General features: G+C 39.9%; 11 protein-coding genes. 2 read left to right on the forward strand and 9 right to left on the reverse strand.

Annotation, left to right across the window (positions count from 1 at the left end; all coding sequences use genetic code 11):
* Positions 1-56: 56 nt before the first annotated feature.
* From D0T50_RS01785 to D0T50_RS01805, 5 genes are all read right to left on the reverse strand, one after another.
* A complete protein-coding gene (locus D0T50_RS01785; protein WP_163221377.1) occupies positions 57-1,058 on the reverse strand; it encodes a BF3164 family lipoprotein in 1,002 nt (333 codons plus the stop codon).
* Positions 1,059-1,061: 3 nt separating this feature from the next.
* Complete coding sequence (locus D0T50_RS01790) at positions 1,062-2,711, reverse strand: O-antigen ligase family protein (RefSeq protein ID WP_203558164.1); 1,650 nt, start codon at positions 2,709-2,711, stop codon at positions 1,062-1,064.
* 75 nt (positions 2,712-2,786) lie between these two features.
* On the reverse strand, positions 2,787-4,091 hold the full coding sequence (locus D0T50_RS01795; protein ID WP_163221379.1) for a 6-bladed beta-propeller: 1,305 nt from the start codon (positions 4,089-4,091) through the stop codon (positions 2,787-2,789).
* 1 nt (position 4,092) lies between these two features.
* Positions 4,093-4,377 (reverse strand): NVEALA domain-containing protein, encoded by a 285-nt coding sequence (locus D0T50_RS01800; RefSeq protein WP_163221381.1) that lies wholly within the window; start codon positions 4,375-4,377, stop codon positions 4,093-4,095.
* A 187-nt stretch (positions 4,378-4,564) separates the two neighbouring features.
* The gene (locus tag D0T50_RS01805; RefSeq protein WP_163221383.1) at positions 4,565-5,440 is read right to left on the reverse strand and encodes a DUF1573 domain-containing protein; all 876 of its coding nucleotides are present in this window, start codon (positions 5,438-5,440) and stop codon (positions 4,565-4,567) included.
* Positions 5,441-5,616: 176 nt separating this feature from the next.
* Here D0T50_RS01805 and lepB point away from each other — a divergent pair, with 176 nt between their 5' ends.
* The gene (gene lepB, locus D0T50_RS01810) at positions 5,617-6,420 is read left to right on the forward strand and encodes a signal peptidase I (RefSeq protein WP_163221385.1); all 804 of its coding nucleotides are present in this window, start codon (positions 5,617-5,619) and stop codon (positions 6,418-6,420) included.
* A 10-nt stretch (positions 6,421-6,430) separates the two neighbouring features.
* Here the strand turns inward: lepB and D0T50_RS01815 are convergent, their stop codons facing one another.
* Together D0T50_RS01815 and D0T50_RS01820 are read right to left on the reverse strand one after the other, a co-directional pair.
* A complete protein-coding gene (locus D0T50_RS01815) occupies positions 6,431-8,455 on the reverse strand; it encodes a transglutaminase family protein (RefSeq protein ID WP_163221387.1) in 2,025 nt (674 codons plus the stop codon).
* Positions 8,456-8,465: 10 nt separating this feature from the next.
* Complete coding sequence (locus tag D0T50_RS01820) at positions 8,466-8,681, reverse strand: NVEALA domain-containing protein (RefSeq protein ID WP_163221389.1); 216 nt, start codon at positions 8,679-8,681, stop codon at positions 8,466-8,468.
* 124 nt (positions 8,682-8,805) lie between these two features.
* Between D0T50_RS01820 and D0T50_RS01825 the strand changes: the two genes are divergently transcribed.
* A complete protein-coding gene (locus tag D0T50_RS01825; protein WP_163221391.1) occupies positions 8,806-9,861 on the forward strand; it encodes a winged helix-turn-helix domain-containing protein in 1,056 nt (351 codons plus the stop codon).
* On the opposite strand, the gene D0T50_RS01830 is transcribed toward D0T50_RS01825, so the two are convergent.
* Both D0T50_RS01830 and D0T50_RS01835 read right to left on the reverse strand, forming a co-directional pair.
* The gene (locus D0T50_RS01830; RefSeq protein ID WP_163221393.1) at positions 9,803-10,852 is read right to left on the reverse strand and encodes a BF3164 family lipoprotein; all 1,050 of its coding nucleotides are present in this window, start codon (positions 10,850-10,852) and stop codon (positions 9,803-9,805) included. The genes D0T50_RS01825 and D0T50_RS01830 overlap by 59 nt on opposite strands.
* 540 nt (positions 10,853-11,392) lie before the next feature.
* The gene (locus tag D0T50_RS01835; protein WP_163221395.1) at positions 11,393-12,562 is read right to left on the reverse strand and encodes a 6-bladed beta-propeller; all 1,170 of its coding nucleotides are present in this window, start codon (positions 12,560-12,562) and stop codon (positions 11,393-11,395) included.
* Positions 12,563-12,567 lie beyond the last annotated feature (5 nt).

A 12,567-nucleotide genomic window follows, 5' to 3' on the forward strand; every position in this document is an offset into this window, starting at 1 on the left:
ATGCAAATCTACGAGTTTGACGTAAGAAATCAAAGGAGATTGGACGGAAATTGTGTTTATAAGTTGAATTTGACAATTGCAAAGTCAGGATTAACCCCCACTGCATACACTTCATTTGTTAAAGGAGTGGCAGCAATACGCAAAATAGGCATTCCGGTATGTACTATTTTCTTTAATATAAGATTATAATCATAGAGGAATACAGTCTGCGGCAATTTACTGAAGTCACGCCCTACTGTAGATTCATCCATAGGGTCTGTTTGATAATCGCGTTCTAATGTTACGATGTAGTCTTTTGTCAAAGCTAACTCAGAAATACCTTTCTTAGAGCGGTCGTATTTAAGTTTTCCTTCTACGATATGGCAATTAGCTCCCTCTTTGAACTCATGTTGTAATGCAAATACGCCCTTTCCTTTCTTATACGAGGCGATATATGGAAAATTGAAAAGGGAGTAAACCAAGATTTCTCGTATGGGATGATACGTGACTCCTCCTTGAAATGCAGCAAAGCTATTACTAACCTCTTCTTCGATAGGTGCTTTCCCAAAGCGGTTTAATACTTTTCCTTCGTGATCGAGAAGAGCGAACGAAGGGTTCTGAGACGGCGAAAAGGCTACAAACTGCTCTTTGTTTAATGGAGTTATGCGTGTGACTTCTACCAAATGTTTAATATCCCAATCTAGTTTCTCCCATGTAGATTTATCGCCCGAACCAAGAAAAAACCGATTAGCATTATAATCATAGGTAAGAAAAGAGTCTCCCGAAACAGTAGAAACCGTAGGTGATAAAAACTCTTCCGGACCATTTCCTATGGGAGCAACTGCCGAAAGCTCTTTACCGGTTTCTCTTTCAAGAAGATGAACACCAAATTCACTACTAAACGGATCTGTCCATAATAGATAATTTTCTGTTACCTGCAACTGTCCCGGCATGGGTGTCTCTAAGTCATTGACCACAATCTCGGGTGTTACTGAAACTCTTTCGATATCGGTTGTACGAGAAGACTGGCAAGATGCCAATATGCACAGTAGTAATGCGTAAATTGGTTTTGTATTCATATGTTAGTATTTGTTTTGTTCTTTACCTTTGCTTGCCAGTTTCCTCACCTCTTCCCTCATCTGCCTCACTGCTGTAGATTGTACTTTCGGCTCTTTTGTTAGTACTAATTGTACCATTTCTTCCAGCTTCTTGGGTTGATGAAACTCTGGCTCTGCATACAGCTTTGCCAATAAATAATAGGGATATATCCTACCCGGTAGCCTGTTTACTGCACGTAGTAGCCATTGTTCTGCTTCATGGTACTGTGCCAGTTCCTGATAATTCTTACCGATAATATTCAATATCATCGGGTCGCAACTATATTGTACTGCTTCTTTCATTATCTTGGTAGATTGTGCATATTGCCCCGCTTTATGATAGGCGTGTCCATATTCAAAAAGAAAAGCCGGATGCGTTTTTAGAACAGGATATAACTCGGAGTATGCTTTGATTGCCGAGTCATAGGCCCCTGTCTGATAAAGCATCCGGCTACTTCTCCATTTGCAATGCTCCTCGTATGTGTTGTTTTGCTCTATTACGAATCCGGTTATAGCCATACATAGGGAAAACAAACCTAACCAATAATTGCTACGACCCAATACACAAGCTGCCAACAAAAAAACAAAGGTACATACAAATACAGGAAGTTGAAACGGATAGGAAGAAAATGCGAAAACCAATAGAGACACCACGGCTGCTGCCACACCCACACGTTTGTTCTTTAAAGAAACGAACAGACAATAACCTATTAATAACAATAAAACCACCAATACAGGTATGCCTTGTTCCAGTGCCACCTGCAAGTACTCGTTAAACGCATATTCGGGCGAGCCTGCTACGTGTTCTTCTTGCTCGCTATAGTTGCCTTTGGCAAAATAGACCTCTTGCGTGGCTCCATATACAGCGGCAAAGCTGTTGGTTCCATAACCAAATGGCTTCTCGAATATGGCAGTGGCGGTAATCTTCCACATAAACAATCGCCCGTTGGCAGAATCTTTTTTGATGTAAAATACCCATACTGTGCTTAATATAGCCAAGAGTATGGCAGCAGCAAAACAACCTATCATTCGTTTGCGGTGTGTGCGCCACTGTTTTTTTATAAAGTCTATCAACGAGTAGTGAATGGCATATACCATGCCGCAAGATACTAATGCAGCAAGCCAGGCAGAACGGCTCATACCCGCAGGTAGTACACATAGTATCAAAATCATACTCACGAAAGCAAGGTAATAGCCTATTTGTTCAAAGAGTGTGCGCTGCTCCTTGCTACGTAGCAACAGCCATTGATGCAGGCAGATAGGTAACACCATCGCTAAGTAACCCGAGTAAGGACCCGGATTGAAGAACGACCCGGTAAGGGCAAAGAGCGAATGGTTGGAATAGGTAAGTCCGTATAGCTGGCACAATCCCCACACGGCTTGTACACTTCCTAAACAGATAAGCACCCACGATACGATGCCGGCAAAATTCGATTCGTTTGATGGTGTACGGACAATAGCCGATAGCACTCCGCAAACTCCAAAAACGATGCAACCACGTCCGAGCCATAGTAGTTGTCCGGTGGTATCATTGGGCGATAGCTCGGGGGTGGTGATGCATACTACTGACAGGGCGACGATAACGCCGACGAACAGTAGGAGGGAGGAGATGGGGTTGCGTGTTTTTGTTATCATTTTTGCACGCCAATAATTGTGAGCGTAAACAATCTTATTGTTAAATTCATATAAATAGTTAGACTCTTATCCTTTTTATTCTATTGTTTTTAATGTAGATAATCTTATGATAGGATTATCTGTACTATTTATACTTTTAATAAACCCAATGTCACTTTTAGATAATTCAAAGTCAGATTCCTCTGCTAACTTTTTGTAGTTGTTTTTTGCGCTTCCAAGTATGGCTGCTGAGGAAGAAAGTAACTTTTTGTAAATGGTACCACCGGATGCAATGTTGTTTTCCTTCTCTATATAGTCAAGGAATGCAGTAAACGCGTCAGGCTGTACAATACTTATTATTGTATCTTGTTTTGCAGTCATTACAACACCACTAAAAGCTAATAATTTCATGTCATTCAAATATAATGATGTGCAATTTATGCTGTTGGACTCTTTTGAATAGTAGCAGTCAAATAATTTATTTTTATATACTGCCTGTACATAAACATGGTGTTCTGTCTCTATAATACTATTTGAAAAAGCATATTTGTTATGCTTGTTGATGAGTTTATATAAATCACGTAATGTATTTGCTCTTATAAGTGATGAGTGGATATTCATCTCACCGAAGTCAATAAAGTATTTTTGGCTAATACTATCGGTATCTACAGTATAGACTCCACGACTGAACTGTGGAGAGAACAGAACATTATCATTATATAGAGAGAATACTTTTTTTGAGGGAGGAGAAAATCGTTTCAACTCATTCTCTATTGGCATCATTTTATTCAGAATATTTCCATCATAGTCAATCATAACAATATTATATCCAATTTCAGTCGACGCTTTTTGAGTAATGTTATTCAAATATAAGACAATCGCATCGGGGGCAATAACAGATAAAGATGATATCCACCAATCAATTTTGAGTTCAGAGACAAAAGTACCATCCAGCTTAAATCTAAGGATTTTCTTATCATTATGACTCCAAATCAACAACTCATTGGTGTATTTATTGAATGCAATATCGTGAGGACTTTCAAACTCACCCGGTCCTTGTCCTATCTTTCCTAAAGAATTTAGGTACTGCCCCGAAGAGTCAAAGACAAAGACTTTCTTTGCTAATGATGAATCAAGTATAATGTATTTGTCGTCTAATGCAATTATTTTGTCAACCCGTCCAATAATTGCATCGTCTGTTGTTTCTAACTTTATAAAATTAACATAGTCAAACACATCTGAATATTTCAATACGTTATTTTCATCTAAAACATCTATAGAAATTGTCCTAGAAAAAGTGTCTCCTTGTAAATTTTCCTCTTCATATAGAAGAAGATTATTTGTTGCCTGCTTGCAACCAAATAATAGCAAGCAGGCAATAAAACAATATGTTGTCTTCATACTACGCATCACACATTTTACAATTCCAGCAATGGGCAACATCACTTCCATCTAAACACTGTTCGTATGTGCCATAATACGTATAAAACAAGAATGTTATAGTACAAGTCTGTGATGAACAGGTATAGACTTTAGAATCCCACCACTCTCCTAAACCTGCTAATGCTTCCACATTACTTAATAGTAAATCTGACATTCTATCATTATTTTTTGTTTGAAATGAATTCCAGCTAGCAACTAAAGCAAATATTGCTACCAATGAAATTCCAATAATTCTCTTTTTCATTTTCTTGTTTGTTTAATTTGTATTTAATTCTATTTTACTCTCCACTCTTTCATCTACTCTTTTTCAACGAAACAGCATTCTTATTTTTCTCTTATTATTTATCTTTGCCAGGCATATCCTTTCTTTTTAGGGTGTATGGAGCGAGCAGCAACTCTCTGCAAGAATTTACCTGCTCGCTCCTTTTACTTCAATTTTCTTCTCTCGACTCACCCTTCACCTTTATAACTAATGGCGAAGCTTCAGTATTCGCATAAATCTTTAGCGATTCATGAATATACTCCGGTGAGATTGCACTATATAATACTACAAATTCCAATTCATGCCCGGGTTGTACGGGCTCTCGTGAATAACTTACTTTGATACAAGCGCAAGAAGCTATAACATCTTGAACTACCAAGGCATTTTTTCCTGTGTTTTGCAAAGAGAACTTTTGTTCTTGCTCTTTTGTCCAATCAAATTCTCCAAGATTTATCTCTTTTTTACTTATAACGACTGATGTCGTTGGCAATGCGGGGCGCACTTCTACTTTTCCCGTTATTACTTTTTGATACAGTTCCTTGATTTTAGGATTCTCTACAGGGTTGCCAAGTGCTACCACTCTATGTTTGGTATCGAGCAAGAACGTGTGGAACATACGGTCTTCGGGCAATGCGTTTGCTTTATTGAACAACTCTGCCTGATCGAGCCATACAGGGAAGTCAAATCGGTCTCTTCTTAATATATGGATAAGGTCTCTCGTGTTTTTGGGATGAAAGATAAACTGAAAAGCAATTTCTTTCGATGAAATGGAGTCTAATTGATGCATATACTCACTCCAACGCATCAGTTGTAATTTGCAAGAAGTGCAACCTACCGAGTCTATATAAGATACAATGGTGTATGCGGCATTGGGTCGTGGATATGCTACTGTGTCTTTTCCATAGATGGTATAAATAGCATCATCGGGGAAAATAATCTCTTTCCCATCCCATGCTTGTACTAAACGGGTGATGCGTTGTTTTTCGCTTTCTTTGCAAGCAGCGGTAACTAATAGTAATAATAAAAGGAGAATAATGTTTTTCATGTTTTTGTCTGTATTTGATTGCAACAAAAGTAGAATTACTCACGATATGGCGCAAATTTTGTGCCTCACAAGTTGCCTCACAAAATTATTTTTGTTTGTGAGGCAACTTGTGAGGCATGGTTTACGGCTGTTTTCCTGAATGTTTTTATCTTTGACCACCAATAAAAGCATATTACATGAAAACACTGAAATATATTCTGAATAAACTACTCGATGTTACATTTTACCTTGTATTACTGGCGTTGTTGTGGGGAGTGTTGCAGGTGTTCTGCTTTACTTCGTTTAACGTACCCAGTGATTCCATGCAGCCAACGTTGGTTCCGGGCGACAGAATTGTGGTGAATAAATTGGCTGGTGGCGCGCGGTTGTTCGATTTGTTTGCCGCCTTAAACAGAAAACCTTTCAATATCTATCGCATGCCGGGCTTTAGCTCTTTCAACCGCAACGATGTATTGGTGTTTAACTATCCTTATCCCGACAGAAAAGATAGTATTAGTTTTGATATTATGAAGTACTACGTGAAGCGTTGCATCGGACTGCCGGGCGATACTGTGGAGATACGAAAAGGCTATTTTCGTGTTCGGGGAGTAGAGCAGGCGTTGGGTAATATGGAGATGCAGGCGATAGTAGCCAATCTGCCCGATACCATCAAAGAGATGCGCGCTTTCCCCAAAAGCCAGATGTTGCCGTGGACAATTAAAGAGTTTGGTCCTTTTGCTGTTCCTGCCAAAGGGCAGGTAGTGCAAATGAGTAAAGAAAACTGGCGACTCTATCGCTTTCTTATTTTTTGGGAACAACAGCAACGTCCCATCTTACAGGATGATGTGGTGTATTTAGGCGATAGCATCATTACCGAATATAGCTTCCGGAAAGATTACTACTTCATGGCAGGCGATAGGCTGATAAATTCGCAAGATTCCCGTTACTGGGGAGTAGTGCCCGAGGAGTATATTGTGGGTAAAGTTGCGTTTGCGTGGTAGGGATTCAATATTACCACCAAATCTGTTTTCCGTCCTTATAGGTGAATATTCGTTCTTCTTTTCCTTTCGTCTTATTCTTCAACCATAACAACGCGTTCCGGGGTACGTTGTTATAACTCAGACAGTTGGTAGTGGCGGTTTGCTCGCCCAATGAGACCCACCCTTCCTGAAAATAAAACAACTCATACAAGTCGCCCGGCTCAATCATGTTCTGGTCGCTCATGGGGCAGAAGGATACACCGGTTATGTACGCGTCGGGGTTACTGCCCAAGTCATAGCCAAACCAATAGCCTTTCAGGGGTACACCGGGTGTGTTGGTAATTCTGAAGAACGTAGAGTTGTCCTTATCCATGCCACGCACGATAGATATTTCTTCAATATCGTGATAAATAAGTTTGCCGTTAATCTCTTGCTGTGTGGCATCCGTCAGTTCCTTTTTGCCCAAGAATGCAAATTCTGCAAAGTTGGGATCTGCGTCTTTGCGGGCTACGAAGCGGATGTAACGATACTTGCCGGGATTGCTGAATGTAATCTGCTCTACACCTGTGGGTAGCTCTGTTATTTCGTGCAGAATGGTTTTGCTGCTGAAATCGGGTTTGTTCGACCCTTCAAATCGTCCGTTGAGGAAGAGGCTCCACCTGTCTGTCCAATGAAAAGTAAGTACGTATTTCCTTGTTAACCGAATGGTTTCCGTGGTGGTTTTATCGGCAATAATTTCGTGTACAATGTGGTTGTCGGTAACGTAGAATGGCGATGAAATGGGGATGAGCGAGTCGTTCTCGTACCGGCAAGCGATATACACCAATTCATTATTCAGGTGTTCGAATAGTACCTTGCCGTGGCGTGGTTGTGCCACAGCAATGGGTTGCCAATCTTTTCCGGCAGCGAACGCACAGAGATAGATGGGTGAGCGGTGGGTAGTGGATATTTCGCGCGAAGCAAAAAGACCATATTGTTCCGATACATCTTTGCGGTAGATGTTTTTGAAGAAGGAAGGAACTTCGTCCTTGCTACGGTTGAGCCAATCGATGTGTGCCTGCTGTACCTCGTAGCCCGACCGGAATACTTTGGGTACTTTCTTAACCGAATCTACGCGGTAGGAGAAGGTGTTGATGTCGTAGTTGTGGTTTTTTTGATAAAAGCGGGAGGCATCAATGGTGCCAAACAGTTTAAGTGTCTGTTCTTTGTGTGTTAGCGAAAAAGTAGAATCATTACGAACATAAGACACCCATGAGTGCCCGGTGGAATTAAAGTTTCCCCAAAAGGGGGTATGGTCATATACAGCGGGAATGCCAAGTGCCCGCAGTACGTTTACCAGATACATCGAGCGATTATCGCAACTGCCGTGTTGTATCTTGTCTGCCAACAGCGCATCTATTCCATACGGATAGGCGTTGTTTGACTTCTTAAACTCTGTCAACACCTTATTGTATATACTAACAAAGGCGGCTTCGGAAGATTTCACATCTGTAATTGCCGGTAGGAACTTTGCTCGTAAATCTTTGCGCCAGTTAGACAGCGGTTCGTCGCTCGCACGATAGGGCAAAATGTATTTGCAAAATGCTTCGAAGGCTATCTCGTTATGCCACGGAGCATTTTGCCACGCATCGAATGCCTCATCTATATTTTCTATTAAATAATCTGCGGTAATAACCGAAGAATCATAAATAAACCGCGACACTCCTGTTCTGGAAACGCTTGGCTGTGCAGATAATTCTGTCCAGATAGTGTCGTGCTGGTACCTGAATAGGGTGGGAGCTGCAAAAACAGCTTCCCTGTACTCATCCATAATGGGCGTGTACGAATAACCATGAAACATGTTTTCAATCAAAAAACAAGCCGCCCGATACTTTAATGTATCGGCAGGGCTTGCTTTGTAATGATTAAGAACGCTCTCCAACTCTCCCTGATTTGTCGCTGCGTGCGATAGCGCCTGTTCCAAACGCGATGTGTTGCGGTGACACGAAGCAAGGAGTATTGTTGCGGTAAACAATAGTATAAGAAAGGAGGGGGGAAGGGTAGCGCGTGTTGTCATGTGGCAAAATTTATCTATAGAGGTAAACTTTGTACACTTTAATGTTGCCTCTAGGACAGTCTACGGAACCTGTTCCAGCGCAAAATCCATCATTCTCTCCATTTGCTAATGCCTCTACATTAGATAATAACACCTTGTTTGATTTGTTTTGCTTGTTTAAGGAAAAACAGCTAATAGCAATAACTAATATTACTATGCCTACAAAATACAATTTGATTTTTTTCATTAGTTCTTATTTTTAGTTATTTTTGCAGGTAAAGTTAGTTGTACTGTCAAGAAATAGCAAATTTTTTGCCTCACAACTTGCCTCACAATATAAAATTGAACAAACAATAAACACATAAATAACGATGAAACCGCTCTATTTAATCTATTTTACTGTTGCTTGCATAGTATGCTCCTTGTATTATTACATATATGCATGCTTCTCAATTTCAAAAGATGCAGAACAGATGTTACCCGCTTTGTTTGAACAATCGCAACGTACTTATGTCGAAAAAGAAATGTTACGCACACACTTATGTGATTTTTCTAAATTTGATCCAAAAAATTTGGGAAAAAGGAAGAAGGCGAAAGCAGTATATGCTGATACAACTTTTTTTTATATGACCACAATTGTTGATAAAAATACATCTAATAATAGAGCGGTTCAAACATATTTAATTGATACAGAAGCATTATCGGTAGATGACCTAAATTTAATTTTCGATAGTATCTGCCATTCTCACGAGCTATATGTTAAATCTTCTGTTGGAGTAACCGCTTCTTTCTATACAAAAGCCAATTTGTTAAGTCGTGATACAACTAATATGCGAATTAACCAACGGGCAAGTGTCGAAAAGCAAGGTGATTATGAAGATATTAACTATACAGCTTATATACAACTAACTCCCTATACCTATTGGAGGGCAATGCCCAAAGGAGTTCTTTATACTACCATTGGCGTTTTATTAATGGTATTCATTATTTATAGGATACAAGAATATAAGAAGCACCAAAAGAACGAAGACGATACAATATTACCGAGTAACCAGACTTATTGGCTGGGCGATTGTGTTATTGATTTTGAGAAAAGAACAATAACTACTGCTGAGCATGAAATTGTTAAACTATCGGCAAGGAGCAATCGGTTACTTGAATTGTTTCTTCTCGCACCCGATTATTGTGTGATGAAAGAGGATATAATAACAGAATTGTGGAGTAAAAGTGCACCTGAAAGTGCGGCAAAGAACATGACAACTAACATAAATAGACTTAGGAATATGTTGAAGGCTAAAACGGCATACACTATAAGAGTAAGCAATAATAAAGAAAATTTTTATATCCTTGAGTTGCAGCAAGAAGAGTCTACCTCAGTCGAAATTTTAGAATCGGCTGATCCTGATTCACATCCGTTGCCAGCATAATTCCTTCGGCTTCGTCTACATAGATACCATATATAAATGCATCGAGCACATATTTTCTTACCGGCTCGCCTGTTAAGGTAAATACATATACATACTTGCCACCATCAATATGCTCTTTCTGTTGAGACATTTCTTTGAATGTTCGTCCGTGGAATACAGCATAAATGTATCTTTCTGTTATCTGGATATCGCTAAATCCCATAATACCTGTGGGCACGGCATAGTTGTCTGATAAGCGGAACTCCGGTTCGCCCCCAAAACCCTCCAAAGTGATGTGTGTAGTGTCGTTCAAATGAAGAATTTCCAGAACTTCGCCAAGTTGCGTTACTGCTGCGATGGTATGATTTGCCGGGTTGTAATCGATAAAACTTCGCCATGCTTGTGCCAGTGCCGGGTTTTGTAATTTGGAGTTATTTACGTTTTTGCTTGGAATTGTACCTATTTGATTTACCATTTTTCCCGCATGGTCTGCTTGGTTCAAACGTTTCTTGCCGGAATAATCGGGGATGATAAACAACTCGCCCGTTATGGCAAAATCCAACGGACGTAAGAATTTCTCTTCGAGCGTTATTTGTTGCGTAAGGATTACGGAGTCTCGCGAAGTGTTGAAACGAAATTCGCTCAACTCCCTCTTGTTGGCATCCAGTGCCCATACCGCATCGCCTTGTATGCGGAAGTTCTCGGCAGAGAGCATCTCTCTCGGTGCGTTGCCACGTTTACCAAAAGCCGATAGATGTTTGAATTCGGGGTAGGTGAAAAGGTGAAAGTAGTAATCAATGTTGTGTAAGTCCATAACAATAGCTCTATCGCCAGCTATACGTATCCTGAACGGGTAGCGAAAAACAGCCGTATCGAGCTCTATTGTTTGCGATCGCAACTGAATGGTTTCGGGAAACTCAAATGCCACCCTCTTCTCTTGCCGACAGGCAGAGAAAGCAGCAATAAGTAGAAGCATTGCTATTACACAGAAACTATTAGGAGTATTGCTCATGATTCCGGATTGTATTAGATGAAACTATTATTGTTTTTCTCATTTGTTTTTGCCATGTTGAGAATTTATTCTCAACATGGCGAGTATTCGTTCTCAACAAGGCGAGTATTTGTTCTCAACATGGTGAGAATAAATAATGTATATATGTTAAGATTCATATGCAATATTCGCTAAAATTCTTAATATATGCAAGGACTTTTTCAGGAAGCTTACCATCGGGCTATGTGCTCTTTATAAAGTTATGATGTGTGGGGTTGAATCCGCTACGGGATTCATTCATTAACTTACTCACTGCCACGGGTTTCCCCCGTGGTTATCCATATTCAGCCCCGAAGGGGCAACCATGGGGAAGGATAAACACTTCATACATAACTATTCGATAATAAAGTGTAGACTACGGCATTGGCTAACCAAACCCCGTAGGGGTGCAATGTCTATAACCACGGGTGAAACCTGTGGAAGCAAATATCACCCATCCACAACCCTGTAATGGGGTTGAACTCATACATCACAAAACTAAAACCGGAGGCATTGACGGAATTAATTCTTCTTCAAATAATACTTCATAATAATAGGATTTTGATCTTCATCCCATTCAAGTGAGATATTATTCTCTTTTCTTATTTGGTCATTCAAATAACTATCTATCACTCGCATGCTCATGGGACATGGATAGATGAAGTCTTCTGTAGCATGGGCGTAATTGGGGAAACACACACCTTCCTTAAACAGGCTGAACTTAATCTGTTTGCCAGTTGCTTTGTTGTGAATAACCGTAATGTTTCTCTGTTCTTTCCAAAACATGAAATTTGCAAGATAGAATGAAGACGTTTCTGTGTTTGTTCCCAAACTAAAGATGTGGTTTTCTTTGAATGATTTACTTTCAATGAAGTTTTTCCATTCTTCTGCCGACTGCGTTAAGTCCAGATCCTTTTTTAGATCGAAATTATATTTCCCAAAGTCCCATGTATAGCGCGGCTTAAAAGAATCTCTCGTTATGCTGTAAACTGTATGAGTGAATGATTGCGTGAAAGTGGCTTCTCCTTCTTGTCTGTTCTCGAAACACGAGAAAGGACTTACAATTCCGGACTTGAAATAGATATCTTTAGGGATGTTGTAGTATTCGCCAGTTTTTTCGTTGCTGCAACAATCAAACACCTCAAGATTATTCTCCCTTACGTGATTGTGAAATACTCTTGTACAGGCATCTATAATGGCAAAGCTATGAATAACTCTTCCTTCGGGAGTAACTATCTTTTCGATGAAATTGAAGTTCAAATCATAGCAAAATACTCCTTGCATTGGACTGAGTAATTCTATGTTATTGGTGAATTTATTGATGGCGAAGTCGCTAATGGAAGAGTATTCACCAGGTCCGTTTCCTACTTTACAGAGCTTACTCAGGTACTTGCCGTTTGCGTCAAAAAGAAATATCGTTTGTTGTGGTCTGTCGAAAACAAAAATGGAGTCGTTGTGAAACACAATCTTCCATATTGTGCGTATCAACGATTCTTCGGTCGTTTCCAATTGGATAACCGACACCCGATCGAAAATGTCGTAAAAAGAAACCTCATCATCCGGAGCATCTAAATTTACTGTTAGAATCTCTTCGGAATCCGTAGCGATACCCTTTTTGTTCTTCTCTTGGCAAGAGTAGCAGCATAACAATCCAATTAGTAGGATAGCTGTTGTTTTTAATCTTTGGTTCATAGTGT

The sequence above is a fragment of the Bacteroides sp. 214 genome, assembly GCF_010501015.1.
Lineage (GTDB): Bacteria > Bacteroidota > Bacteroidia > Bacteroidales > Bacteroidaceae > Bacteroides.